General features: G+C 37.2%; 24 protein-coding genes and 1 tRNA gene. 10 read left to right on the top strand and 15 right to left on the bottom strand.

Annotation, left to right across the window (positions count from 1 at the left end; translation table 11 throughout):
* Positions 1-249: 249 nt before the first annotated feature.
* From DK861_RS10075 to DK861_RS10050, 6 genes are all read left to right on the top strand, one after another.
* On the top strand, positions 250-834 hold the full coding sequence (locus tag DK861_RS10075; RefSeq protein WP_072064329.1) for a TerD family protein: 585 nt from the start codon (positions 250-252) through the stop codon (positions 832-834).
* Positions 835-2,019 (top strand): TerD family protein, encoded by a 1,185-nt coding sequence (locus DK861_RS10070; protein WP_109399998.1) that lies wholly within the window; start codon positions 835-837, stop codon positions 2,017-2,019. It abuts the gene before it with no gap.
* Between the two features lie 25 nt (positions 2,020-2,044).
* Positions 2,045-2,500: a tellurite resistance TerB family protein gene (locus DK861_RS10065; RefSeq protein WP_072064327.1), complete on the top strand. Its 456-nt coding sequence runs from the start codon at positions 2,045-2,047 to the stop codon at positions 2,498-2,500.
* A gap of 34 nt (positions 2,501-2,534) precedes the next feature.
* Positions 2,535-3,575 (top strand): TerC/Alx family metal homeostasis membrane protein, encoded by a 1,041-nt coding sequence (locus DK861_RS10060; RefSeq protein ID WP_109399997.1) that lies wholly within the window; start codon positions 2,535-2,537, stop codon positions 3,573-3,575.
* Positions 3,576-3,628: 53 nt separating this feature from the next.
* Positions 3,629-4,207: a TerD family protein gene (locus DK861_RS10055; RefSeq protein WP_006536043.1), complete on the top strand. Its 579-nt coding sequence runs from the start codon at positions 3,629-3,631 to the stop codon at positions 4,205-4,207.
* An 81-nt stretch (positions 4,208-4,288) separates the two neighbouring features.
* Positions 4,289-4,864, top strand: coding sequence for a TerD family protein (locus tag DK861_RS10050; protein WP_006536042.1), 576 nt, complete (start codon positions 4,289-4,291; stop codon positions 4,862-4,864).
* Positions 4,865-4,931: 67 nt separating this feature from the next.
* Here the strand turns inward: DK861_RS10050 and DK861_RS10045 are convergent, their stop codons facing one another.
* Positions 4,932-5,612, bottom strand: a complete 681-nt coding sequence (locus tag DK861_RS10045; RefSeq protein WP_109399996.1) for an HAD family hydrolase — start codon at positions 5,610-5,612, stop codon at positions 4,932-4,934.
* Between the two features lie 547 nt (positions 5,613-6,159).
* On the opposite strand from DK861_RS10045, the gene DK861_RS10040 reads away from it, so the two are divergent.
* On the top strand, positions 6,160-7,683 hold the full coding sequence (locus tag DK861_RS10040; protein ID WP_109399995.1) for a methyl-accepting chemotaxis protein: 1,524 nt from the start codon (positions 6,160-6,162) through the stop codon (positions 7,681-7,683).
* A 262-nt stretch (positions 7,684-7,945) separates the two neighbouring features.
* Here DK861_RS10040 and DK861_RS10035 read toward each other — a convergent pair whose 3' ends face one another.
* The 11 genes from DK861_RS10035 to rpsU form a co-directional block, all read right to left on the bottom strand.
* Positions 7,946-8,809: a hypothetical protein gene (locus tag DK861_RS10035; protein WP_109399994.1), complete on the bottom strand. Its 864-nt coding sequence runs from the start codon at positions 8,807-8,809 to the stop codon at positions 7,946-7,948.
* Between the two features lie 11 nt (positions 8,810-8,820).
* Positions 8,821-9,369, bottom strand: coding sequence for a fimbrial protein (locus tag DK861_RS10030; RefSeq protein WP_109399993.1), 549 nt, complete (start codon positions 9,367-9,369; stop codon positions 8,821-8,823).
* 11 nt (positions 9,370-9,380) lie between these two features.
* A complete protein-coding gene (locus tag DK861_RS10025) occupies positions 9,381-10,010 on the bottom strand; it encodes a fimbrial protein (protein WP_162556773.1) in 630 nt (209 codons plus the stop codon).
* Positions 10,010-10,750, bottom strand: a complete 741-nt coding sequence (locus DK861_RS10020; RefSeq protein WP_109399991.1) for a fimbria/pilus periplasmic chaperone — start codon at positions 10,748-10,750, stop codon at positions 10,010-10,012. Before DK861_RS10020 ends, DK861_RS10025 begins: the two co-directional genes overlap by 1 nt.
* Before the next feature lie 27 nt (positions 10,751-10,777).
* Positions 10,778-13,288 (bottom strand): outer membrane usher protein, encoded by a 2,511-nt coding sequence (locus tag DK861_RS10015; RefSeq protein WP_109399990.1) that lies wholly within the window; start codon positions 13,286-13,288, stop codon positions 10,778-10,780.
* Between the two features lie 23 nt (positions 13,289-13,311).
* Positions 13,312-13,836 (bottom strand): fimbrial protein, encoded by a 525-nt coding sequence (locus DK861_RS10010; protein ID WP_109399989.1) that lies wholly within the window; start codon positions 13,834-13,836, stop codon positions 13,312-13,314.
* Between the two features lie 60 nt (positions 13,837-13,896).
* Entirely contained in the window at positions 13,897-14,448 is a 552-nt protein-coding gene (locus DK861_RS10005) for a fimbrial protein (RefSeq protein WP_109399988.1), read from the bottom strand.
* Positions 14,449-16,009: 1,561 nt separating this feature from the next.
* Positions 16,010-16,086 (bottom strand) — tRNA-Ile (locus DK861_RS09995).
* Positions 16,087-16,405: 319 nt separating this feature from the next.
* Positions 16,406-18,262, bottom strand: coding sequence for an RNA polymerase sigma factor RpoD (gene rpoD, locus DK861_RS09990; protein WP_072064321.1), 1,857 nt, complete (start codon positions 18,260-18,262; stop codon positions 16,406-16,408).
* 187 nt (positions 18,263-18,449) lie between these two features.
* Positions 18,450-20,198 (bottom strand): DNA primase, encoded by a 1,749-nt coding sequence (dnaG, locus tag DK861_RS09985; RefSeq protein ID WP_109399986.1) that lies wholly within the window; start codon positions 20,196-20,198, stop codon positions 18,450-18,452.
* A 112-nt stretch (positions 20,199-20,310) separates the two neighbouring features.
* A complete protein-coding gene (gene rpsU / locus DK861_RS09980; protein WP_001144069.1) occupies positions 20,311-20,526 on the bottom strand; it encodes a 30S ribosomal protein S21 in 216 nt (71 codons plus the stop codon).
* Positions 20,527-20,866: 340 nt separating this feature from the next.
* Between rpsU and tsaD the strand changes: the two genes are divergently transcribed.
* On the top strand, positions 20,867-21,889 hold the full coding sequence (gene tsaD / locus DK861_RS09975; protein WP_109396238.1) for a tRNA (adenosine(37)-N6)-threonylcarbamoyltransferase complex transferase subunit TsaD: 1,023 nt from the start codon (positions 20,867-20,869) through the stop codon (positions 21,887-21,889).
* A 97-nt stretch (positions 21,890-21,986) separates the two neighbouring features.
* On the opposite strand, the gene plsY is transcribed toward tsaD, so the two are convergent.
* Positions 21,987-22,643 carry a glycerol-3-phosphate 1-O-acyltransferase PlsY gene (gene plsY, locus DK861_RS09970; RefSeq protein WP_006536028.1) on the bottom strand — a complete coding sequence of 219 codons (657 nt, stop codon included), beginning with the start codon at positions 22,641-22,643 and terminating at the stop codon, positions 21,987-21,989.
* Between the two features lie 104 nt (positions 22,644-22,747).
* Here plsY and folB point away from each other — a divergent pair, with 104 nt between their 5' ends.
* Complete coding sequence (gene folB / locus DK861_RS09965; RefSeq protein WP_072064317.1) at positions 22,748-23,098, top strand: bifunctional dihydroneopterin aldolase/7,8-dihydroneopterin epimerase; 351 nt, start codon at positions 22,748-22,750, stop codon at positions 23,096-23,098.
* Here the strand turns inward: folB and DK861_RS09960 are convergent, their stop codons facing one another.
* Together DK861_RS09960 and DK861_RS09955 are read right to left on the bottom strand one after the other, a co-directional pair.
* Positions 23,099-24,337 (bottom strand): multifunctional CCA addition/repair protein, encoded by a 1,239-nt coding sequence (locus tag DK861_RS09960; protein WP_109399985.1) that lies wholly within the window; start codon positions 24,335-24,337, stop codon positions 23,099-23,101.
* A gap of 27 nt (positions 24,338-24,364) precedes the next feature.
* A complete protein-coding gene (locus DK861_RS09955) occupies positions 24,365-24,985 on the bottom strand; it encodes a TIGR04211 family SH3 domain-containing protein (protein ID WP_072064315.1) in 621 nt (206 codons plus the stop codon).
* Between the two features lie 219 nt (positions 24,986-25,204).
* Here DK861_RS09955 and DK861_RS09950 point away from each other — a divergent pair, with 219 nt between their 5' ends.
* A complete protein-coding gene (locus DK861_RS09950; protein ID WP_109399984.1) occupies positions 25,205-26,128 on the top strand; it encodes a CYTH domain-containing protein in 924 nt (307 codons plus the stop codon).
* Positions 26,129-26,134: the final 6 nt, after the last annotated feature.

Raw genomic sequence — 26,134 nt, 5'->3', positions numbered from 1 at the left:
TCATAATATGATTTATTTGACTTTGGTTTAAATTAGACTAAAAAATAGCGTTATTATTATGATTACTCTGTATTTTTATAATTTTCTCTCATAAAAATACAAACAAAATCAATTGATTGACAAAACTTTAGATTCTGGCGGTAAAAATAGTCTTGCTCATGTACTTCATCATGATATGATGATTTTCACGATATGGAATTAATCACAAATGGCATTATTGTTTCACTCTACCTCTGAAGGAATTTAATTATGGTTTCATTAAGCAAGAATCAAACAGTTTCTCTCAGTAAACAAGCACCTACACTGAGCCATTTAATGTTTGGTTTGGGCTGGGATCCGATTAAGAAAAAAGGATTGTTAGGCGGTCTTTTTGGTGGTGGTGGTTCTATTGATTTAGATGCAAGTTGCGTATTGCTTGACGCAAGTGGCAATCAAATCGATACCATTTGGTTTAGAAAATTAAAATCAAGTTGTCAATCAGTTATTCACTCTGGTGATAACTTAACGGGTGACGGTGATGGCGATGATGAAACAATTTTTGTTGATTTAGACCGTTTACCAACAAATGTTGAATACTTGGTATTCACAGTAAATAGTTTCCGTGGACAAACATTTAATGAAGTTGAAAACGCATTCTGTCGTGTTGTTGATAAAACAACTAACAAAGAACTGGTGCGTTATACCTTAACAGAGCAAGGCTCTCATACCGGTATTGTGATTGCTTCTTTGCAACGTAATCATGGTCAATGGGATTTCACTGCGTTTGGTGCGCCTTGTAAAGGTCGTGTTATTAACGACATGATGCCCGATATTGTGGCTACGGTGGTGCGATAAATGAATATGACTCCAGGTGGGAACTTACCTGTTCCTAATCAGACATTAATCATTAGAATTCAATCAGGTGCTCCTGTTGATGTGTCTGCTTTTAGGCTTTATGCGTCCGGTAAAGTGAAAGGCGACACCGATATGGTGTTTTATGGACAGACGGCTAATGATGATCGTACGGTTATCTATGCAACAGCAGGAAACAGCACATCTTTTACTGTAGATTTAACGCGTTTACGTCCAGATGTTGAAAAAATCGCGTTTACAGCGACTTGTGACGGTCAACAAACTATTGCAAATTTACAACGATTATCAATTCAAGTTGATGCTAATAATGAAGTTGTCGCGAATGGTAATGTTGATATTAACGGTCGTTCTGAAGCTGCATTAATTTTAGGTGAATTATATCGTCGTAATGGTAGCTGGAAGTTCCGTTTTATCGCTCAAGGATTTAACGGTGGTTTACAGCCATTAGCTGAACATTTTGGTGTTGATATTGCAGACTCTGAACCAGCACCAGCACCAGCACCAGCACCAGCACCAGCACCAGCACCGAAACCAGCTCCAGCGCCAAATTCGGTGAACTTAAGTAAAGTTTCTTTAACTAAAGAGAAACCAGCAATCAGCCTAACGAAGAAAGATGACTTCGGTAAAATTCGAATCAACCTTGATTGGCACCGCGAAAGTAAAAGTGGGGGCTCTGGGTTATTAGGTGGTTTGTTCGGTGGCAACAAAGGTATCGATTTAGATATTGGTGCATTTGTTGAACTTCAGCAAGGACATAAGTCCGTTATTCAAGCATTAGGAAACGGGTTTGGCGATTTCAATCGAATTCCTTATGTTGAATTGCAAGGTGATGATCGTACCGGAGATGTTGCTGGTGGTGAATGGATCTTTGTGAATGGGCGTGAATGGAAAAATATTAAGCAAGTGCTTATTTTCGCGTTTATTTATGAAGGTGTACCGAATTGGAGCAAAACGGATGGTGTGGTTACCATTCATGTACCTGATCAGCCACCTATCGAAACACGCTTAACTGACGGTAATAATGGTCGTGGTATGTGTGCTATTGCCCGACTAGTTAATGAGAACGGATCAATAAAAGTTGAACGTCTCAATGAGTTTTTTAAAGGCCACCGTGATATGGATAATGCGTATGGGTGGGGATTTCGCTGGACAGCGGGTTCTAAGTGATCAAGTAGATATAAGGAAAAATAACATGAGTTTTTTTAATAAATTAAAAGAAGGTTTTAATACAAGCCGTTCTGAGTTAGCCAAGCAAGTTGGTCGCTTTAAAAATAAAAAATTTATGCAAGGTACAGTTGCAGTTTGTGCGCGTATTGCCATTGCGAGTGACGGTGTCAGTTCTGAAGAAAAACAGAAGATGCTTGGTTTTTTAAAAGCATCGGATGAACTTAAAGTTTTTGATACTTCTGAAGTTATCGAATTCTTTAATAAGCTAATCTTGAGTTTCGAATTTGATACTGAAGTCGGTAAAGGCGAAACCATGAAGTATATTCTGGCAATGAAAGATCAGCCAGAAGCTGCGCAATTAGCTATTCGTGTCGGTATTGCTGTTGCGAAAAGTGATGGTGATTTTGACAATGATGAAAAAGAAGCTGTGCGTGCTATTGCCATTGCATTAGGCTTTCAGCCCGCAGAATTTGGTTTGTAATTAATTTTATATAGGGAACCGTTCAGGAATTATTATGGTATCCACACATATTGGTTTTCCGACAGAAACTGTCATTGTCTTTGTTGTACTTGCGATTGGCGCTATTTTTATCGACTTATTTATGCATCGTGCAGATAAGCCAGTAACGTTAAAGAATGCCATCTTTTGGTCTATATTCTGGGTTGCCATTGCAATGGTATTCGCAGGATTCCTTTATATTCACCATGGTGCAGAAGTTGCGAGCTTATTCGTAACAGGTTATGCATTAGAGAAAGTGCTTTCCGTTGATAACTTGTTTGTCATGATGGCGATTTTCTCTTGGTTTGCGGTACCTGATCGCTTCCGTCACCGCGTTCTTTATTGGGGTATTATCGGTGCTATCGTTTTCCGTGGGATCTTTGTTGCCATCGGTACAGGACTGCTAAGTTTAGGACCATATGTTGAGATAGTATTCGCCTTAATCGTTGCTTGGACGGCAGTGATGATGCTGAAAAGCGGTGATGACAGTGAAGAGATTGAAGACTATTCACAACATCTTGCTTATCGCTTAGTTAAACGATTTTTCCCTATATGGCCAAAAATCACTGGGCACGCTTTCTTGTTAACACAAAAAGAAGTTGATGCTGAATTAGCAAAACCAGAAAACAAAGAGATTACTATCGGTCGTGGTACAAAAGCCGCGTTATATGCAACACCACTTATGTTGTGTGTGGCTGTTGTAGAGCTTTCCGATGTGATGTTTGCTTTCGACTCGGTTCCCGCTATTATCGCAGTAAGCCGTGAACCCCTTATTGTTTATAGTGCAATGATGTTCGCAATCTTAGGCTTACGTACGCTTTACTTCGTGTTAGAAGCGTTAAAACAGTATCTGGTTTACCTTGAAAAAGCGGTTATTGTGTTGTTGTTCTTTATTGCCGTAAAACTAGGTTTAAATGCAACAGACCATATCTGGCAACATGGATACAGCATTTCCGCGACAACTAGCCTATTTGTAGTGCTTGGTGTTCTTGCTCTGGGGATTATTGCAAGTTTTGTATTCCCAGAAAAAAAAGATGATCAAGGTAAGACAAATTAATAAATATTCTTGAGAAATCAGAATATTAAAAACAAAACTAAAGAGGTTATAAAATGAGCGTTTCTCTTTCTAAAGGTGGTAATGTCTCTCTGAGCAAAGCAGCCCCAACGATGAAAAACGTCCTTGTCGGACTTGGTTGGGATGCCCGTTCTACAGATGGTCAAGATTTTGACTTAGATGCATCTGTATTTTTGTTAGCTGCAAATGGAAAAGTGCGTAGCGATGCCGATTTCATTTTTTATAACAATTTAAGATCTGCTGATGGTTCTGTTGTTCATACTGGCGATAACCGCACAGGTGAAGGCGATGGTGATGATGAAGCGCTGAAAATCAAATTAGACATGATCCCAAATGATGTCGATAAGGTTATCTTCGTTGTCACTATCCATGATGCGCAAGCACGTCGCCAAAGCTTTGGCCAAGTATCAGGTGCATTTATTCGTTTAGTTAATGATGACAACCAAATCGAAGTGGCTCGTTATGACTTAACGGAAGATGCCTCAACGGAAACTGCAATGTTATTTGGTGAGTTATATCGCCATGGTACAGAGTGGAAATTCCGTGCTGTAGGTCAAGGTTATGCAGGGGGCTTAGGTTCAGTTTGTGCTCAATACGGTATTAATGCCTCTTGATAGCGGATCGATAAAATACTAACTACACTGGTAGTCATAAGATGTGATTGCCAGTTTATTCAATAAAGTAGGAGCTTTGATATGGCAGTTTCCCTCGTTAAAGGTGGTAATGTTTCTCTGACTAAAGAAGCACCAACTATGTCGGTTGCTATGGTTGGTCTAGGATGGGATGCCCGCGTGACAGATGGCGCAGAGTTTGACTTAGATGCGTCAGTATTCATGGTAGGTGAAGATGGAAAAGTACTTTCAGACGCCAGTTTTATCTTCTTTAATAACAAAGTGAGTCAATGTGGAAGCGTTGAACACCAAGGAGATAACCGTACTGGGGAAGGCGACGGTGATGATGAGCAAATCAAAATCACTTTATCAAAAGTCCCTGCTGAAGTGAAAAAACTAGTATTCGCGGTTACTATTTATGATGCAGAAAACCGTAAACAAAACTTTGGTATGGTTAGCAACAGTTTTATGCGCGTTTATAACAACGACAATAACACTGAAATTGCACGTTTTGATCTTTCTGAAGATGCATCAACAGAAACTGCAATGATCTTTGGTGAGTTATATCGCCATGGTACAGAGTGGAAATTCAAAGCAGTTGGTCAAGGTTTTGCGGGTGGTTTAAGTGCGTTAGCATCACAGCACGGCGTAAATATCTAAGACTCTATCATATAGCCCTCGCTTTTGCGGGGGCTATGGTTTGTGTTGATAAGAAAAGAGTAAGTTATTATGACTCTTTTTTTGTCGTAATTTTGATTGGCGAATTTTTAGTTTTACGACGATCTGTATGAAAGTGACGCCAATGAGGATCTTGTGCGGCAAAAAGCAATTCATGATCGCCACGAGAGTCTCCCCAAGCTCTTAAATGATATTGTGTCAAATCCCCATAAATATTTTCTAATCGTTTGATTTTTTCACCACAACGACAGTTATTACCAATAATTTTACCTGTTAATACACCTTCAACCACTTCAAGTGTTGTACCAATTAATTTAATGCCTAAGCGGTCAGCAAATGGCTGTAATACCATTGCAGGTGATGCAGAGCAAATTGTCACTTCAGCATTATTTTTCACTTCTTCTGCAACAGCTAATAAGCCTGTAGGGCGCATTAATTTGCTCCAGTAAAGCTTGCAAAATTCTTCTGCTTTTTCTTTTAACCATTGCTCATCAATATTGGTTAGGAAGGTTTTAATCAACACTTCTTTTAATTCATCGCGCGTGAGTTTGCGTCTAAAACAACGTAATGTTGGTAATACCATTTTAATCAAACGGCGTGAGAATTTACGTTTGCCAAAGGCGAATTTTAGAAAAGGGATAAAACTGTCGTGATAGGTTAGCGTGCCATCAAAATCAAACACTGATAACGTTTTTACGGTGTTTTTCGCGTTTTCAAATTGGGGTTGCATACAGGGTAAGGCTCCGTAAATCATCAGAGTTTTTAAGTTCATTAAACTTATTATATCACTGTTCTCAAAATGAGACAGTGTGTCTATTGGTTATTCAAAATCACTAATTTTTATGTGTACAAGTACAAATTATTTATGTAACTAATAAAAAAGATATCTTATAAAACGAATCGCTGATTATTTTAAATGTAGATATTAATTATTGATGGATTAGTATTATTAAAAAATATTAATTTATCGCTTTTATATTTATAGAGTATTCAATGTTTATTGTTTTTTTCTGCGTTTAAATTTTTGACTTATTTTTAGTTTTAATTAAAGTCAAAATTTAGTTGCCTACTAACTAATAACACTGAAATACTATTTCATAATGGTATATTATTTTTGTTAACTGTTTAAAAACAGAGTAAAAAACCAATAGGTATCATTGATTGAGAATTGTAATAAGTGTTTGTATTGATAATTCTGATTAATGAGTAAATAAAATCTATTTCGTGCCGATAAATGAGTACATTTGTAATATTTTATTGCCGGGGTAGATTATTTCATGAGTATTGAAAGATCAGCTAAAGTAGGTTCTATCATACTATTAGTTCTTTTCTTATTATCATCTGTATTGTCGTCGTTTTTTATTTATAGAATGCAAGAAAACTTTGCATCATTGGATTCCTTGAATACCAGATTGAATAGTGTACAAGAAGCAAGGTATGAATTAGCAACCATTCGTTCTCACGTCAACTACCTAATGTTGTTGAAAACAATGACGGATGTGAATAAGCAAGAAACAATTAAATCACTTGTTACTGAAGCAAAAGAGCTGGCGACAAAATCAAAAGCAACGATTACACATTGGGTAGGCGTGAAGAAGATAAGTCCTGATGCTCAACGTAATTCAGAACAATTATCAGTGCTATTCTATTATCTTCTCGATGAGCTGATTGCACCTATCGATACGCTAGATTACACAGAATCAAACCTCTCCAATGATTTTAATCGCTTATCTGATCTCTTTGATGAATATCTTATTATCACTAAAGGTGTGAATGATGACATTAAAGCGCAGCAAGTTTGGATGGTACAGTTGTCACTTTACACAACGATTATTGCACTGGGGATCATTCTTGTTCTTCTTTATATTGTCATCCGTTGGGTCAATAAAACGTTTATCTTTAATTTGAATACATTATCAGCCATTTTGCAGAAAGTGGGAGAGGGAGATTTAAGTTTTACTCTACCTAAGAAACGAAATGATGAGTTTGGCACCTTGTTCTCTAATGTGGGTGACATGCAAACTGCACTAACATCGACTATTCAACTTGTTAAAGAAGAAGCACTAGAGATCAAAAAAGGTTCAGCAGAAATTGCTTCTGGCAACCAAGATCTCTCTTCACGTACTGAGGAGCAAGCAAGTGCTCTGCAACAAACAGCAGCAAGTATGGAAGAGATAAAAATTGCAGTAGTAAATAATACTGATAATGCGATTTTAGCAAACTCGATTACCGCAGAAACCCGCGATTTAGCAATTGATGGCTCTAACATTATGAATGATGCGATTAACTCAATGAAGAAAATTGAGGTAGGAACATTAAAAGTCGCTGAAATCAATGATGTGGTTAATAACATAGCAAGCCAAACTAATATTCTGGCATTAAATGCCGCCGTTGAAGCTGCACGTGCTGGTGAGCAAGGCCGTGGTTTTACGGTTGTTGCAACAGAAGTGAGAAATTTAGCAGCGAGAAGTGCGGATGCTGCACGTGAAATTAACCAAATTATCAGAGGAGCCGTTGCGGATGTGGCTCATGGTAGAGAATTAGTAAATAGATCAGGTGAGCATATGCAGGATATCGTCTCTTCTATTACTAAAGTTAGCGATATCATGCAAGGTATTAGTATTGCATCAGAAGAGCAAAAAGTGGGTATTGAACAGATCGCAGTCGCTATTAACCAAATGGATTCTGTTGTTCAGCAAAATGCGGCCTTGGTTGAACAAGGTGCAACTTCAACAATGATTTTAGATGAAAAAGCACAAAACTTAACTGATAAAGTGTCGATCTTTAAGGTTAAAGAATAAGACTAATAAGTTAAATTAGTCACTTAATATCATATTTAAAACAAGCTCACTTTAATCGAAATATTAGAGTGAGCTTTATTTTTTAAGCATATCTTTCTTTTTTGTTGTATCAGTCTAGATAATCAGTTGATAGTGATAAATAAAAATATACGGTGTATCAGATAAAAAAGCGCGTATTACGAATTTGCCTTGATGAGTGAGAGTAAAGAATTCTCTTAACTTTTACACAACAACTCACCCGAGATAAAATGTACAAAAATTTTTATACATACGACATAACAACAAAAGCAAAAGCTGAAAATGGTCCAGGCTCTACTTGACCTGTAGGAATGATAAGAGTGGACGTAACCGTAAATCTGTTATCATTAGCAGATAGATTAAACTTAGTCCTATCTACAGCTGGTTTATCATTAATAGTGAGTATGCTATATAGTTCATTTTGTCTTAATCTTACTCTAGTACCTATATAAGGATTACTATTTTCTTCATTAGGACTCATTAACGATAAATACATCTTAGCTTCATAGTTACAGCGAATGACAAATTCACCAGACACAGTATTTCCTGCCACGTCATCTACAGCAAGTTCGCCGTGATCCAAATCAATTCCTGTTGTCTCTAAAGAACATTCCACATTAGGTGGATTAGGTAGGCTACCACACTCTCCTCCAGCCATTATTTTATATGACGGACCATCAGCACCCGAGTCAGATATACCAATTGCACCACACCATATGGTACCCTCGGCTGTTCTATTTGGTGCTGATGACTGATGTACATAATAGTAGGTACCGATATTGTTATAGAGTGCTGTTAAAGCGTCACCAACAGTAGTACCTTTAAAATAAGTCTTTGTTTGTCCTTCATCGAGATAACGCTTATCTTCAGGGCCATGAGATAAAGTTTGTGTGTTTACGCCTATCCAACATCCGTTCAAACAATTAGCATTTAAGGGTTCCTTTGATTTTAAACCCTCCTCACTTAGATACAACACTGCAGTATATTCGAACTGTTTACCCCACTCAGCACTTGGATTAATCCTATAATTAGGAATACTTACATACCAAGCGTTATTAGCAAAAGATAGCATCGGGAGAAATAATAGAAATACAAATAGCTTTCTCATAATATATAACCTTATGGATATTCCAATACGAATGTAGCTGTCGCCAAAAACTCACCAAAACCTAGTGACTTATTCCTTAACACTCTATCATCACCTTTAACAAAGGCTTTAAAAGCTAAAGCGTTATAGCCATTAATTAAATTCATAGCCTTTGTACTTTGATTTAGGGGTAAAAATTTCCCATTATCTGTTTCTATCCCAATCCCTACCCCAGAGGCGACACTGCTGCTATCCAATGCAAGAAAACCACCTAATCCTTCACCGGAAGAAGAGGTTCCAGTAAAAGTAACAATAACAGAATTGGCTATATTAGTTTTACAATCATCTAATTCAATAGAAAAAGGGATACTACGTGTTCTATCGTGTATATAAAGATATTTGCCAATAATATCGCCAAATTCTACATTTATAATCTTATTTCTTACTTTACAAGGAGCGCTTAATATTGAACCATGAATATAGATATTAGTCTGATTACTTCCTGAAGAAGCAGAATAGGAAATATTAGGTATAAAAATAAGAGCAAATATTATTAAAATTATTTCTTTTATCATTTTCATAATAAATATCTCTATTCATAAGATAGTAAAAAGTAAATAATCGCTGTATAGCTGCTCGCTTTTAAATCTTGAGAGGTTCGTACTGGTGCTAAACTGTAAGTCAAAATATTTTGCCCAGGCTGTAAAATCTCAGGTGTCGCATATTCATTCAACGATATTGTTTTCTTATCTTTATCCAGGATAGTTAAACCAAAACCTTCTGCGCCAGTAACAGAAACTAGATTAGGGTAAAAAGGAACTGTTTTGGCATAAAATTTAATTTTAACAGATGGTTGAATATGACTCCAAAAAGAAGTACCCAACTTTTCATTTGTTGCACTTGCTGGTGTTCTAATACAATCTATTAGTTCAATAGAAAAAGGTATTGATTTATCGACCTTCCCAATACTTTGAAGTTCAGCAGTACTAATAATACCTAAATCAATTTCTTGATATTTAGATGTCATTGCTAACTTGCAAGGACTCTCAACAAGAGAACCATAAACATAAAGCTGCCCTCTAGCACCATCAATACCTTCAGTACTAGTGTACGGTCGGAATAGTGTTTGATTGGAATCTTTTTGTGCCATTGCATTTAAAGATAAAGAAAAAACAACTAATCCAACAACTTTATACAAAATAGAATTTGATAGTTTCATCATTAGCCTTTTTCTTTTACAGCGCATTTATTGCTTACACAAGAAAAAGATACCTGAGAACGTCCACCATAATCATTAATATACGTAATCACAGGTTTAGAACCTAATACTGATGGATTAACATTTATAGTATCTTTACCAAATGGCGCTAGCATAACTGGATTGAAATTAGGATCTGTTTTACTTTTTTCATCCTTTGCCATATTAACAATAGTAACATAATACGGTGTTGGATTTTCAACAGTGTAGTTACTACTATTTTCTTGTAGTATTACCTTCTCTTGCCATGGATTATTAATAATATCCGTTCCACTCATAATTAACTTTTCTGGTCTATAGAAAAGCTTAATTTTAGTTTGTAACGCTAGTTGTAAAACATTAGCTTTTTCACTCTTAGGTGGAATCTCTCTTAGATTAAAATAAAATACACTTTCTCTGTCTTGTGGTAATGCTTGTAAGACATTAATAGCTTCTATTTTAACTTGTGTCGGTTTTCCAGGTTCAACTCGCTGTACAGGAGGAACAACAACAAATGGTGATTGGATTTTAACGCCCTTATCATTTTCAATCCACGCTTGAGCAAGATAAGGTAGTTTTTCACTTGTATTTGCAACATTCAAAGAAATAGATTTTTTATCACCTTCAAATATCACTCGTGTGCGGTCTAAGGAAAGTGCTGCTTGTGCACTCGTGGAAATAACACATAATAACCCGATACAAAAATTTTTATTTAGAATAGTCATAACGTCAGCTCTATTAGAATTAATTTTTTATTCCATAACATTGGAACATACTAGTATTAAAGATTGGCCATTGTTTTCTATTTTATCAGGGAAATTAATTTGGCATTTTTTATTTCCACCCCAGCTAACAGTCATCGATTCATTTGGGTTAATACCTGTTATATAAGCATTACCAAATTCGCCCACTATGCCGGTATTTCTATCTTTCGAATTCGTTATTTGAGCTGCAAAAGGAGGATAACTTCCATCACTTAACCTAATAACAGCCATTAATTTCATACCTGAATTAACTTCAAATTTACGATAACCAATAGCACCTTCAGTCAACGTTGCTAATAATACGTTGTCATTAACCTCAGCATCCTCAGGAAGGTTATTAATATCAATTTTAATTTTATTTTTATAATAACTATTCACTTCAGGTAAAACGGCCTTGCCGAAAGCATTTGTATAGACAGGGGTGCTATATCCTTGAACAGGAATATTTTCAACACCATCCGTATCAACTAACAGACGTGTACCACCAGGTAAACTACTTCTATGTATGGCCCCACCATTCATTGTCATAGTCATACCACCCTGCACATTCAAACCAAATGCAGTATATTGATTATGAACATAATCTGCTGTCCCGCTTAACGTAGCATTATTCATTTCATGATAAATATAAGCATTAGCAAGAGCACCTTTACGTTGATTACCCGCACTTATTCTATATGAAGTATTTTCATCAACACGATTGAAGAAACCAACGGTATTTGAAATATTATTATCATTATCAATGTTTGAACTATAACTTAAATTACCACCAGTTCCCCAAGGCATGGTCATACTTACATAAGCACCTTGGTCATTACCCCAATTACTTTTATTTCTAAAGAGATTTAATGATAAAGATAAATTTTTATAATTACCGATGTCAAAATATTTTATTGCAGTGAAATCATAACGGTTTTGGTCAGGCTGATTCCAATATGTTTGGTAACGATAATTTAAACCTGTTGAAAGTCGATAATCTCTAAAGTTTTTACTTAGTGTAATGGTGTATAATTCTTTTTGGTGATTTTCCCGAATACTATTATTTTGTTGAGCATCTAAAAATTGAGACATACTCATAAAATCACGTTCAGAAAAACGGTATCCAGCAAATTGTATTTGGCTATCTATATCATCGAATCTTTTTGAATAACTGATTCTATATGAACGACCTTGGTACTTATCTTTGTCACCACCATTATAAAGCTTAGCAATAGATTGAGTTACATCAAATGAAAGTGCACCAAGTGCAAGTAAATCACGTCCAAAACCAGCAGAAAACGCATTATAATTTTGGCTATTAATACTACCCGCAAATAATGACCAACCGTTTGTTACACCCCATGAGAACTCACCTGTGGCAAATACATCCCCATTAACCCGGTGATCCATATCTGCTGGGCGTCCAAAAGCGACTTTATATCTCACTTGTCCAGGACGAGTTAGATAAGGGATTGTTGCAGTATTAACTTGATACTCTTGAACACGTCCATCTTGCTCTTCAACTCTAACGTCTAAAGTACCACTAACTGCACTACTTAAATCTTGAATGCTAAAAGGTCCAGCGGCAACCTGGGTCTGATAAATAATTCGTCCTTGTTGCGAAATAATGACTTGAGCACTGGTCTGTGCGACACCATTAACCTCTGGAGCATATCCACGTAAATTTGGTGGTAACATAGATAAGTCAGAACCTAATATCGCACCAATAAATCTAAATGTATCAAATAGATCAGATTCTAAATAAACTTCTCCCAACGTTAATTTAGCTTTTAGCTGGGAAATTGCACGATAAGCATAAAATCGGCTCCACTTAAAATCTGTATTTACAGCATCTTGTGATCCTGTACCATGGTTTAAACGTCCTTGCCAATCACCACGAACACGCCAAACACCTAAGTTAATACCAGCAACACCATTACTATTTAATGAATATGTATTATTTCCTGACTTGTGGGGTCTATTTGTTTTAGCATTTATACTGTAGTCAAATATAAGTCCAGAGATACCTTCATCCCAACGTGAAGCTGGCTCCCATGTTGCATCTGAATATTCGATATAGGCTTGAGGTATACTAATATGTAATGTCAATGTACCAAGATCACCAGTATAAGTTGCACCAGGGAGTGAACTCCAATCAAGGCAACTTTCATCATTTAACCAATTGATTTGTTTCAGTATTTCTGGTTTTAGGGCTAATAGTGAAACTTGTTCTGGTGATAAACAGACTGAACTACCTGTTTCTCGAGACTCATCAGCATAAAAAGTGATTGGTTGTTCAGCAATAACATTTTGGTTAAGCTGAATTTTTAATGTGTAGGTTCCTGGAAGAATATACCCTGATTTGGAAAACTGGGTGACATCAATATTTTCGCCATCTTCTAAATTAAACATATTTGAACTAAATTCAAATGTGTTTGAATAAGCAGGATTAAAAATAAAAAAGGCACTTACTATGATCAGTTTTCTTACTAATACATTTTTTATTTTCAATAATAACATTATGATTATCCGAATAGTTAGAATTAGTAATAACTGATTCTATAAATAAGAATAGTATGAAAATCACCTGCTCTTATATCAGAGCCATCAGTAATAAGTCTTAATTTATAATTTAAAAACATATCCCCAGGCGAGATTTGTATTTTATTCATACTCTTCCCTGGTATAGCTAACTGCTCATTGGTATCTTTTATTTGTAAAACAACGCCTCTTGCGTCTCCATTGACAGTATAATAATTACCATTATTAGCTCCATCAAAAGTTACATCGAAACTTTCCCATTGAAAGTTTTCTTTTACTGTTGATACCAACTGGCAATCTATCAATTTAATTGAAAACGCTTTTTCTGGAGATGAACCATATTGGGACATATATGAAATAGGAATAATACCTAAATCTATTGATTGATCCGCACTTCCCGTATCAATTAAGCAGGGTGTCTCAACTATAGTCCCCCTCATATCAACTCGACCATGTCCTTGTTCTGTGGCCGAATACGTATATGAAGTGACTAATAATAATGATAAAAGAGATATCAATCTTTTCATTAATAGTTCCAATTAGCAGAGCAGGTCAGTTTTATATTAATAAAACTGACCTGCTATTTCTTATTGGTATGCTAAAGTAAAGTTAGCGGTTGCGTAGAATTCACCGACTTTAATAGCATCATCACCTGTACCACCAAGACCTTTCACATAAGAAGCGAATTGTAGAGTGTTAGGACCAGTAGTTAATTTGTGTGGTTTAGTGGCAACGTTGTTCACTACTTTGCTGCCACCAGAAACAATTGCAATACCAGCACCCATTCCTTCTTTGCCATCAAATCCAATTAAGTTGGTATCTTGACCAGCATCAGTGAAGCTAAATGTAGTAGTAACTTGTTTATCAGTTAAGTCAGAGATATCACAGTCAGCTAATTCAATGCTAAATGTTTTAACATGACTTTCACCAGTGTTACCATTAGCGGCTAGTGCCTTACGAGATATTTGGTTGAAATCAACTTCGATTGGGTTTTCTGATTCTATTGAGCATGGAGCATCAATAATATAGCCGTGGAACTTCACTTGACCAGAACCTTGACCTTGTCCACCAGCAGCAAACGCTGATGAGCTTAAAGCTACGGCAGTAGTAATTAAAGTAGCAACAATAACCTTTTTCATACTTTTCCTCTATAATATAAGTAACATCTTATTGACTCTAACGGATGAACACTTTAAAAACGATGGACATAGGCATCTTATTTCCATAATAAGATAAACATAATATTCCTTTATTTAAAATTTAAAGGAATATTATGTTTACTTATTAGGAAAAAAACTAATAAAGTAAATTGTTAGCTTAATGTAAAAATGAAACTCATTTAGTATGCAATATTTATCAATTATTTATCAAAATAAAAGATTTAAAGAAATTCTTGGCTTTAAGTGTTTTATTATCAAAGGTGTTTGAATTTAAATTTTTGATAAATTCATCAATAGAGGCGTCTAAGATCTCAAGTATAATAACAAGTGTACCGGCTGTAATATTACAAATATCACATTTATATCTAGATATTTGTTGTTTGGAAATATTTAATAGCTTAGCTAGTTTTTTACAAGTCATTAATCTATTAATCGTATTTTTACGTTCTCTATTTATTCCTTTTTTGACCACTTTTATGAACAAGTCTAATATCACATTTATTACATAGCCTATTTACCCATTTATATAAAATTTTATTAATTACCTAGTCATTTTTAATGAGCATAATAAAATAATTTATTTCATTATGTTCTCGACTAAATAATTTACTCGAGATGTTTTATAAAATCAAGACACCGAAAAGTGGTGATTGTAATATTTCATCAAAAACAAAACACCTAATAAGTGTATATTAATTTATTGTTTTTTTATTTAAGTCATTAATAGTTATTCTCTATTAGATTGTCGTATAAGTATATTTTTTTATATTTTATAAATATAACATGTGGTTGCGTTTCTTTAAAATATTAAAATACTCGTTTTATTTGTTTTTTATAAATAAATAATAATAAGCAGTTATTATAAATAATACACAATTAACTTGTGGTTTATTTTTGTAAAAAAATAAGTTTATTTTTTTTATTTTAATTATTTACACTATAAAGTAGTAAGTGAGATTTGTTTTGGGTCAAAGTTAAGTTAATTTAATAATTAATTTTTTATAAAACTTTCTTTTTATGATTGTTTTAAATTGAGGTTTTTTATGATGCTAGGAATTGTTAGATATTATCTATAACTCAAAATTCGATTATTTTATCTAAAATAAATTCATGAAAATTTAAAATTGATAAAAAAAGTGATTTATTTCTACTGTTATTTGGCATTTTGCTTTATCACCTCAGAGTTAAATAAATCGAAAAAAGATTTAGATATTCTAATTTAAGTATTCTAATTTAAATTATTCCAATTAAGATACTCTAATATAGTTATAAAAGTATAAATATTAAAAGATCTATCATTTTTCTTGTAAAGAGTGAATTCGATACAGACACCTTAAATACAACTATCATTCTATATGAATTGATATTGAGGATATTGAACAACAAAGATGGATGAGTGATATCAAAATGTGGAGTAGGGTTTTTATAGAAGGTTATAGCGGATAATTAGAAAAATAGCGCAACACTCAGCTTCGCCCATAGAAACAAAAAAGCCACTTGCTAAGAAGTGGCTTAATGTGCTGATTTAACAGCTAAAATTTGGTGGCCCCTACTGGACTTGAACCAGTGACCAAGCGATTATGAGTCGCCTGCTCTAACCAACTGAGCTAAGGGGCCTTAATGGAGTGTGATTATACGTGCCATTTGGCGCTAGGTCTAGCCTCTGAATGACTGTATGCGCAATTTATGTTCAATTTAAACAATAAAAAGATAAAACTGAGAATAACTATGATATCAATAAGATAGCGTAACAATATCATTAATAAGCATGCGTACAGATACAAAAATATAAATAATAAGGCTATTTTTTATAAATATATGTAGGTGAAATCTATCGTAGTTTAAAGAGATTGTAGATATCGTCTCTAAATCCTCATAAAAAAACGCCTGTGATATCACAGGCGTTCATTATAACTTTTATTGAGAGGAAAGTTGATTACTCATCAAGGAAGCTACGTAACACTTCAGAACGGCTTGGGTGGCGTAATTTACGCAGTGCCTTCGCTTCAATCTGACGAATACGTTCACGGGTAACATCAAACTGTTTACCCACTTCTTCCAAGGTATGGTCTGTATTCATATCAATACCAAAACGCATACGCAAGACTTTCGCTTCACGCAGTGTTAAGCCAGCTAACACTTCGTGAGTTGCTGAGCGTAAGCTTTCTGATGTCGCAGAATCCAGTGGCAATTCGAGAGTTGTATCCTCGATAAAATCACCTAAATGTGAATCTTCATCGTCACCGATTGGGGTTTCCATGGAGATAGGTTCTTTAGCGATTTTTAGTACCTTACGGATCTTGTCTTCAGGCATTAACATGCGTTCTGCAAGCTCTTCTGGTGAAGGCTCGCGTCCCATCTCTTGCAACATTTGACGAGAGATACGGTTCAGTTTATTAATCGTTTCGATCATATGAACAGGGATACGGATTGTACGCGCCTGATCAGCGATTGAACGAGTAATTGCCTGACGTATCCACCATGTTGCATAAGTTGAGAACTTATAACCACGACGGTATTCAAATTTATCAACCGCTTTCATCAAACCGATATTCCCTTCCTGAATTAGGTCAAGGAACTGTAAGCCACGGTTGGTATATTTTTTCGCGATAGAGATAACGAGACGTAAGTTCGCTTCGACCATCTCTTTTTTCGCACGACGTGCTTTTGCTTCACCGATAGACATGCGACGGTTAATATCTTTAACCTGTTCGATTGTCAATCCAGTTTCAACTTCAATTTGTTGCAGTTTTTGTAAGCTGCGTTGTACTTCTTCTTCAATGCCTGCCAGCTTTTCAGACCAAGGCTTATTCATTGCTCGAGCAGCAGTAAACCATGTGTCATTAGTTTCGTTACCTGTAAACAGCGTAATGAAGTTTTTCTTAGGCATCTTAACTTGATCAACACAAAGACGCATGATGTGACGCTCTTGAGTACGAACTCTGTCCATCATTTCACGCATATTGTTAACCAAATAATCAAACTGTTTCGGTACTAAACGGAACTGTTTGAAAATTTCAGATAACAATAAGATTTCAAGCTCTGTATCTTTGTGGTTGCGACCTTTCGCCTTGATAGTTTGGCGAGTTTTTTCGTATTGCTCACGAAGCTCAGTAAACTTCTGGCGTGCTAATTCAGGATCGATGCTGTTATCGTCATCGCTATCGCTGTCATTGTCGCCATCTTCGTCTTCATCTTCATCTTCGTCTTCAGCGTCATTGGCAACTTCATCATCTTCTTTGCCTAAATTGACATCTTCACTTTCTGCCACTTCTTCGGCATTAGGGTCAATAAATGCAGTAATTAAGTCTGAAAGACGTGCTTCGCCTGCTTCAACACGATCATATTGTTCAAGAAGATAAGTAATTGCTTCAGGATATTCTGCAACGGAACATTGAACTTGATTAATACCATCTTCAATGCGTTTTGCGATATCAATTTCACCTTCCCGGGTGAGCAGTTCAACTGTACCCATTTCACGCATATACATACGCACAGGGTCGGTTGTACGGCCAATCTCAGATTCTACACTAGAAAGTACCTGAGCTGCGGCTTCTGCAGCATCATCATCAGTATCATTTGAATTTTCTGCCAGCATCAGATCATCGGCGTCAGGTGCTTCTTCCATAACCTGAATGCCCATGTCGTTAATCATCTGGATGATGTCTTCGATTTGATCTGAATCGACGATATCTTCCGGCAGATGGTCATTGACCTCAGCATAGGTCAGGTAGCCTTGCTCCTTACCTTTAGTAACAAGTAGCTTCAGCTGTGACTGCGGGTTTTGCTCCATAAGACGGTATCCACACTTCAAAGTAATTTGGGTTGGTGTCGGGTCGGCGATAACTGTTTAGCCAACAATAACTACGGAGGGGCATTTTCATTGTCGATTGCTACGATCCCCTCAGCGTAGCAAATGTAGGTTTTTAGTACCTACCGATAGCGGCAATTAAGCCGTGTTTTTAATCTTAATTTTGTATTTACTTTTTAACGCGTGCCTGTATTATCAATTGGACTTCTTCGCGTTCATCTTGCGTTAGACCTTCTGTTCTCTCTTTCGCAATAAGCGTGTTTAAACGTTCGTCCATTGCGGTTAAAAAAATATGATCTAACGTGTCTGTAAAGGTTTTTTCTGCAATCTCATCTATATCTATATCGTTCCACATTGCCAATTTTTCAAGCTGTTTACCGAATTTATTCTCTCTATAGAGTTCGATAATCTGCCCTGTATTCAGGCCAGGTTGTGCTTGGCAAACAGAAACTAATTCAATAAAAAGCGATAAACCTGCGATTTTTTCTGTACTTAATCCCTCGAGAGGGGGCACTAATTTAGAGAATTCTGGGTTTTGTATCAATAGGGCAATCAATATACGCATCGGTGTTGTGCGTAATTTTGTCGGTTGATACGATAACTCGTGATTAACCGGCGTTCTGCCAAATAAACGATCCATCTGCTCAATATCGGGATTTCCCGTTAAGCTTCCAAGCTCTCTTAATAAATATAGACGTAAAGTTTCACTTGGGATCTTATCTATTAATGGTCTGGCTAAACTATATAGCTTACCATTGCCTTCTTGAGTACTCAGATCCACTTGAGGAACGAGTGAATCAAATAAAAATTCTGATAATGAATGTGCTTGTTCCATACGTTTTTCAAAAGATTCTTTACCTTCACGACGAACCAGAGAATCGGGGTCATCGCCTTCGGGTAAAAACATAAAACGTAAAGAGCGGCCATCATTTAAAAAAGGAAGGGCGGTTTCTAATGCTCGCCATGCGGCATCACGTCCAGCTCTATCTCCATCATAGCAGCAAATAATGTTATCCGTTGTTCGAAAAAGCAACTGGATATGTTCTGCTGTGGTGGAGGTTCCTAATGAGGCAACGGCATAATCAATACCAAACTGTGCTAATGCCACAACATCCATATAACCTTCAACAACTAATAGCTTTGTGACGTTATTATTAGATTGTTGTGCTTCATAAAGTCCGTAAAGTTGACGGCCCTTATGGAAAATCTCTGTTTCTGGTGAGTTTAAGTATTTAGGTAAATCATCACCTAAAACACGCCCACCAAAGGCAATAACACGGCCACGTCTATCTCGGATAGGAAACATGACGCGTTGGCGAAAACGATCATAAGTGCGACCATTATCGTTAGTGATTACCATACCCGCTTCAAGAAGTAAGGCTCTATTATCGGCATCTTGACCAAAACGTTTTAGGACGTTATCCCAACCAGTTGGCACAAATCCAATAGAAAAACGGGTAATAATATCGTCACTAAGCCCACGATGCGCAAGGTAGTTTCTTGCTTCCTGTGCATCAGATTTATTTAGAGCGTTACTATAATACTGATTCAATCTCTCCATCACTTGATAGAGATTTTGTCTTATATGTCGTTCAATAGGGCTACTGCCTGTTCCTGATTCATAAGGAACTTCTAACCCATGCATTGCTGCTAACTCTTCAATGGTTTCGACAAAATCGAGCCTGTCGTAATTCATCAAAAAATCAATAGCATTGCCATGCGCGCCACAACCAAAACAGTGGTAAAACTGTTTGTCACTATTTACTGTAAAAGAGGGCGTTTTTTCATTATGAAACGGACAACACGCTGAATGATTTTTGCCTTGTTTTTTTAACGGCACGCGAGCGTCGATAAGATCGATGATATCGGTTCGAGCTAGCAAATCATTGATAAATGAACGTGGAATTCGTCCAGCCATAAGCCCTTTTACGCCTGTTGTTGAACGAGAATAAGCCGCGCTCTCGAAAGAAAGCACGGCCTTTAACTGCGACTACTGTGTCTGCATATGTTGCGGTATAAGCCGCAATATATTAGTACAGACGAGTACGACGTGCGTTTTCGCGAGCTAATTTTTTAGCGTGACGTTTTACTGCTGATGCTTTAGCACGTTTACGTTCAGTCGTTGGTTTTTCATAAAACTCACGACGACGAACTTCTGCTAATACGCCTGCTTTTTCACAAGAGCGTTTGAAACGACGAAGAGCAACGTCAAATGGCTCGTTTTCACGTACTTTGATTACCGGCATGTGCCTCTCACCTCAATAGAAATCGGTTTGCGCTGGCATTATTTAAGCCAGCCGACATTTAAAATGGTGCGGAATTTTACTTCAAAGCAGGGCACTTTGTAAAGAGATGCACAAAATTGAAACGCAAACTCTCACTTTTGTGTCTTTTTAATAAGCACAAAAAGCGAAAGTCGCTAACCACACATTTAAATCATTTAAAATAGGTGGATAATTATAGACCAGAAAAAGGAATTTGTCACATGCTGGTATGTAAAAGATGTTGTGAAGGCGTATAAAATCACCGAAATAATGATACAATTGACTTATTACGCGGATCAGCGATGAAGAATTTGGAAGCGTCATGCGAGTTTTAGGTATTGAAACATCTTGCGATGAAACCGGTATCGCAATTTACGATGATAAAGCCGGTCTATTAGCAAATCAACTTTATAGCCAAATTAAATTGCACGCCGATTATGGTGGTGTGGTTCCTGAGTTGGCTTCACGAGATCATATCCGTAAAACAGTGCCACTTATTCAAGCCGCGCTTAAAGAAGCAAATCTTACTGCAAAAGATATTGATGCGGTTGCTTATACTGCGGGACCTGGTCTTGTAGGCGCATTACTTGTAGGTGCAACTATTGGGCGTTCATTAGCGTTTGCGTGGGATGTTCCCGCTATTCCTGTTCATCATATGGAAGGCCATTTATTAGCACCAATGCTTGAAGAAAAAACCCCCGAGTTTCCATTTGTGGCACTTCTGGTTTCTGGTGGTCATACACAGTTAATTAGTGTGACAGGAATTGGTGAATACACCTTATTGGGTGAATCTATAGATGATGCTGCTGGTGAGGCTTTTGATAAAACGGCAAAACTGTTGGGATTAGATTACCCAGGTGGCCCAGTATTATCGAAAATGGCGCAACAAGGTACAGAAGGCCGCTTTGTTTTTCCTCGTCCAATGACAGACAGGCCGGGACTTGATTTTAGTTTCTCAGGTTTAAAAACTTTTGCGGCTAATACTATTCGTCAAAATGATGATACAGACCAAACGCGCGCGGATATCGCACGCGCGTTTGAAGATGCAGTTGTTGATACGTTAGCAATAAAATGTCGTCGAGCCTTAGAACAAACAGGTTTTAAGCGTTTAGTCATGGCGGGTGGAGTGAGTGCAAACCGAACATTACGTGCAAAAATGGAAGCTGTTATGAAGCAAATCGGTGGAGAAGTCTTTTATGCTCGCCCTGAGCTTTGTACAGATAATGGCGCAATGATTGCGTTGGCAGGTATGATCCGTTTTAAAGGTGGTACAGAAGGCCCATTAAGTGTGACGGTAAGACCACGTTGGCCTTTAGCTGAATTACCTGCGCTTGATAAGCAATAATTTATTTGAGTATTTAGATTTTATTCCTTTGTTAAAAAGCCACTTTTTTTTTAAAAGTGGCTTTTTGTTTTTGGCGTTTATTTGAAGCGTAATGTAATTAATCTTCTTTTTCTTGTTCTTTTGCTTCTTGAATGATCTCTTTTTCTGTTTTTTCCGTTTTTTTCTTCAATTTTTGCCAAATCCGACTCTCTTGACCACGCCATAAACGTTGAATATTGTCATGATGGCGGTAAAGTACAAGGCATGATAATAACGCAACGGGATAAGTGAATTCTGGTTTAAACCACCAAACATAAAAAGGGGCGAGTAATGCGCTGATAATCGCGCCAAGTGATGAATAGCCACTAAGTAATACGGTGAGTAACCACGTTCCTGCGATAAGACCACTTAAATCCCAGCCAATTGCGGCAATGGCACCAAAGGCGGTTGCAACCCCTTTTCCTCCTTTAAAGTGGAAAAAAACAGGGTAGATATGCCCAAGACATGCGGCAATGGCGACAATGCCGAGGTAAAAAGGAGGCACATTTAAGTAATAGGCGAGCCAAACAGGGATCATCCCTTTTAGGACGTCACAGATAAGAACGGCTGCTGCGGCTACTTTTCCACCAATACGTAGGACGTTGGTCGCTCCGGGATTGCCAGAGCCAAATTTTCTTGGATCAGGTAATCTTGCCAGTCGGCAAATCAATATCGCGCTGGAGATTGAGCCGCACAAGTAGGCGAAGATGATCATTCCAAGTGCGTTAGCACTCATTTGTATTCTCCAATGTTTATGTAAGTTCGTTAGGCATGTATGGATAATACGCATATTTCATCGGAAGTGGTATCCGATGAACAGAAAAAATAAGAGATGACGTGATGGATATCGTATTTATTGAGCAATTATCAGTAATAACTACAATCGGTGTTTATGATTGGGAGAAAACCATAAAACAAAAATTAGTGTTCGATATCGAAATGGAATGGGATAACAAACGCGCATCCCAAACTGATGATGTTGTTCATTGTTTAGATTATGCCAGTGTGAGCAATGCAATCATTGATTATGTCGAGAGTCGACGTTTTGAATTAGTTGAACGAGTAGCTGAAGAAGTGGCACAGCTATTGATAACGCAATTTGCTGTACCAAGAGTAAAAATTAAATTAGCGAAACCGGGAGCTATTGCACAAGCCACAAATGTAGGGGTGATTATTGAGCGTAAAGCTTAATTACTCACTTTCTCGATTAAGTTGCGATTTCCATTTTATAATCGCAACTTCTCGTTGCTTGGTTAGCGCATCTCGTATTGCACTTCCTTTTAATCCACTTTCAATGATTGGCTTAATATCCACATTATTTGCAACGGCGAAAGCTTGGCAAAAAAATGCGTGTTGTGGATAAGCTAGGTTTTCTAACCCGAGACGTCCTCTAGCATCCGCTTCACTGACCATTGCTAATTGTTCAACACGTTCAGGCTTTCGCCATGCATCAATAGCATCAAATAAGCGGATAATTTTAGAAGGGCGCATTCTATCGATACGATGGATATGATCGTGAAATTTTGCTGTTAAACGAGCCAAATCACGAATGTGATTTGGAATACGATATCGTTGACACAATGCTTCAACTAAAGGTACACCAGCAGGGCCATGACCGTGATGATGAGGCCAATTTTCAGGAGGCGTTAATCCTTTTCCTAGATCATGACATAAGGCACTAAAGCGTACCGCAATATCGTCTGTTAATTGACTGGCGATATTCAGTACCATCATGGCATGAATACCCGTATCGATTTCTGGGTGCCATTTTTCAGGAGCCGGTACGCCAAATAAGGCATCAATTTCGGGGAAAAGAACTTTTAAAGCACCGCACTGGCGTAAAACTTCAAAGTAAACCTGAGGGGCATGGCTCTCAAGGGCTTTTTCAGTCTCTTTCCAAACGCGTTCTGCCGTTAGTGCATTTAGTTCGCCACTTTGTGCCATTGTCTTCATTAATTGCAGTGTTTCTGGTGCTACGCTAAAACCTAAAGGCGCAAATCGAGCCGCAAAACGTGCAACCCGCAAAACTCTTAAAGGATCTTCTGAAAAGGCATCGGAGACGTGGCGAAGCAATCGTGCATTAATGTCATCTATACCTTGGTAAGGGTCAATGTATTCACCATTTGCAGAATACGCTATGGCATTTATAGTGAGATCGCGACGTGCAAGATCGTCTTCTAATGTGACATCAGGAGCGGCATAACAAGTAAATCCCGTGTAACCTGATCCAGATTTTCGTTCCGTACGTGCAAGTGCATATTCTTCATGTGTATCAGGATGAAGAAAAACAGGAAAATCTTTGCCGACTTGTTGATATCCTTGTTGTAACAGTTCTTCGGGTGTTGCACCAACAACAACCCAATCTCTGTCTTTTACAGGTATCTGTAATAATTGATCACGCACAGCGCCACCAACAAGGTATATATTCACGGGATCATGATTCCTTTTGGCTGAATATTAGTTCATCCAACGATCGTTGCGTTTACGACGACGAGGAATTATATGTGGAAGGATCAGACCAAAAATAAGACCTGCACCAGCAACACCACCACCATACATAAACCACTGTAAAATGATGTCACGTTGTCGGTCATCTAACTGTTGATTAGCAAAATCGAGTTTTTTCTCTGCGACAGCGAGCTTTGTTCTCATTTGTTCATTTTCTTTTTTCAAACCATTGATGATGTCATCGCTGTTTGAAACTTTATTTTGCATATCAATGGTGCGTTGGTTCCAGCTTTGGTCGATATTTGCCAGTTTATCACGCAGTGTTTGGATCTCTTTTTCCATAGCAGGGATGCGAGTACGCATACTTGGCTGCGTGCTGAGTTGGTTTTCTGGTAACCAAACGGTACGATCTTTATCGTCTTTAACCTGTACATAACCCGTTGCTGCATTACGAGAAAGTACAGTCACGGTTGAGCCAGAATTTAAAGAGCCAACAATTCGATACTGATTTCCAGGTCCACTGTGTACATAAGTGGATAATTCATCGGAAACATAGCGAGTTTCTGCGTGTGAGCTCAGAGAAACACCTAAGCCAAGTAAGGAAAGAAAAAGTAAGGGTAATTTTCGCATTATGTTTTCAACTTTTTTATCTATACAAGAGAATATTTTTACTGATACTAAAGAGTAAAGTTTGCGTAAGCAAATAGTAAACCAGAATGAGAACACTCTTAACTGGTAGAATATAGGGATAATCTGCCTTTTATTCATTATTGTTATTAGGCTATCACTTGCTAAATGAAAATGCGTTAAATATTTTACTAATCAATTGATTTACTTAAGGGAAATAGAATGAGCCAATTAGAAACCGAACTCAAAATGAGTGCCATACCTGCCGCTATTCCTCACATTATTCAGCGCATTCTGACTCTACCACATCAGCACGCTGCCCCCAAAAAGCTGACTAATCTTTACTTTGAGACGACAGATAATCAAATTCGTCGTTGGGATATGGGGCTGCGTATTCGTGGTGTTGATGAACGTTATGAAATGACAATTAAAACAGCGGGTAAAGTTGTTGCAGGTTTGCATCAACGTCCAGAATATAACGTTGAATTAACACAACCTAAATTAGACTTGGCTCGCTTTCCTGCGGAAATCTGGCCAGAAAAAACGGATCTCACTTTATTAGAATCCCAGCTTAATGTGTTATTTCATACCGATTTTTATCGTGAAATCTGGCTTGTTGAGTATCAAGACAGTCAAATAGAAGTGGTCTTAGATCAAGGTACTATTCGTACTGAGCAATATGAATTACCCATCGAAGAGTTTGAGCTAGAACTTAAAAAAGGTAAGGTGTCAGACGTTATTGCATTAGCGACGTATTTAGGTGAAAAAGGCGGATTACGTCTTGCTTCTCGCAGTAAAGCGGCTCGAGGTTATTATCTGGCAAAAGATAAGCCTGCGTTATCGTTGAGTGTCGTAAATCTTTCTCCTAGTGATACAACGGCACAACAACTGACAAAATGGTTAAGTGCAATACAGGCATTAGAAGAAGCTATTTTTGCTAATCCAACACCTCCGACAATAACTATGCCAGCGATGTTGGCATTATTTTCAGATTGGTGCAAAAAACAGTCAGATCTGCCTGAATTTATGCAACAGTCACTCAATGCAATTTCACCGTTAACATTTACAACTGCAACCGACTATTATCATGTTTTATGGTTGAACTTTAAGTTATCTTCTACGTCGTGGTTACTGTCTATTGCTTAATTTCCT

Source organism: Proteus sp. TJ1640, from assembly GCF_003144445.1.
Taxonomy (GTDB): Bacteria; Pseudomonadota; Gammaproteobacteria; order Enterobacterales; family Enterobacteriaceae; genus Proteus; species Proteus penneri.
Note: the sequence above shows the minus strand (reverse complement) of the source record. Positions and strands in the feature narration are given on the sequence as shown.

Bases quoted from the DNA above. Each gene is read 5' to 3' on its own strand.
- DK861_RS10040 (WP_109399995.1), top strand. From the start codon at position 6,160: ATGAGTATTGAAAGATCAGCTAAAGTAGGTTCTATCATACTATTAGTT.
- DK861_RS09955 (WP_072064315.1), bottom strand. From the start codon at position 24,985: ATGCGAAAATTACCCTTACTTTTTCTTTCCTTACTTGGCTTAGGTGTT.
- rpsU (WP_001144069.1), bottom strand. From the start codon at position 20,526: ATGCCGGTAATCAAAGTACGTGAAAACGAGCCATTTGACGTTGCTCTT.
- plsY (WP_006536028.1), bottom strand. From the start codon at position 22,643: ATGAGTGCTAACGCACTTGGAATGATCATCTTCGCCTACTTGTGCGGC.
- DK861_RS10065 (WP_072064327.1), top strand. From the start codon at position 2,045: ATGAGTTTTTTTAATAAATTAAAAGAAGGTTTTAATACAAGCCGTTCT.
- DK861_RS10045 (WP_109399996.1), bottom strand. From the start codon at position 5,612: ATGCAACCCCAATTTGAAAACGCGAAAAACACCGTAAAAACGTTATCA.
- DK861_RS10030 (WP_109399993.1), bottom strand. From the start codon at position 9,369: ATGAAAATGATAAAAGAAATAATTTTAATAATATTTGCTCTTATTTTT.
- folB (WP_072064317.1), top strand. From the start codon at position 22,748: ATGGATATCGTATTTATTGAGCAATTATCAGTAATAACTACAATCGGT.
- DK861_RS10025 (WP_162556773.1), bottom strand. From the start codon at position 10,010: ATGATGAAACTATCAAATTCTATTTTGTATAAAGTTGTTGGATTAGTT.
- DK861_RS10020 (WP_109399991.1), bottom strand. From the start codon at position 10,750: ATGACTATTCTAAATAAAAATTTTTGTATCGGGTTATTATGTGTTATT.
- DK861_RS09950 (WP_109399984.1), top strand. From the start codon at position 25,205: ATGAGCCAATTAGAAACCGAACTCAAAATGAGTGCCATACCTGCCGCT.
- DK861_RS10060 (WP_109399997.1), top strand. From the start codon at position 2,535: ATGGTATCCACACATATTGGTTTTCCGACAGAAACTGTCATTGTCTTT.
- rpoD (WP_072064321.1), bottom strand. From the start codon at position 18,262: ATGGAGCAAAACCCGCAGTCACAGCTGAAGCTACTTGTTACTAAAGGT.
- DK861_RS10035 (WP_109399994.1), bottom strand. From the start codon at position 8,809: ATGAGAAAGCTATTTGTATTTCTATTATTTCTCCCGATGCTATCTTTT.
- DK861_RS10015 (WP_109399990.1), bottom strand. From the start codon at position 13,288: ATGTTATTATTGAAAATAAAAAATGTATTAGTAAGAAAACTGATCATA.
- tsaD (WP_109396238.1), top strand. From the start codon at position 20,867: ATGCGAGTTTTAGGTATTGAAACATCTTGCGATGAAACCGGTATCGCA.
- DK861_RS10075 (WP_072064329.1), top strand. From the start codon at position 250: ATGGTTTCATTAAGCAAGAATCAAACAGTTTCTCTCAGTAAACAAGCA.
- DK861_RS10050 (WP_006536042.1), top strand. From the start codon at position 4,289: ATGGCAGTTTCCCTCGTTAAAGGTGGTAATGTTTCTCTGACTAAAGAA.
- DK861_RS10010 (WP_109399989.1), bottom strand. From the start codon at position 13,836: ATGAAAAGATTGATATCTCTTTTATCATTATTATTAGTCACTTCATAT.
- DK861_RS10055 (WP_006536043.1), top strand. From the start codon at position 3,629: ATGAGCGTTTCTCTTTCTAAAGGTGGTAATGTCTCTCTGAGCAAAGCA.
- DK861_RS10005 (WP_109399988.1), bottom strand. From the start codon at position 14,448: ATGAAAAAGGTTATTGTTGCTACTTTAATTACTACTGCCGTAGCTTTA.
- dnaG (WP_109399986.1), bottom strand. From the start codon at position 20,198: ATGGCTGGACGAATTCCACGTTCATTTATCAATGATTTGCTAGCTCGA.
- DK861_RS10070 (WP_109399998.1), top strand. From the start codon at position 835: ATGAATATGACTCCAGGTGGGAACTTACCTGTTCCTAATCAGACATTA.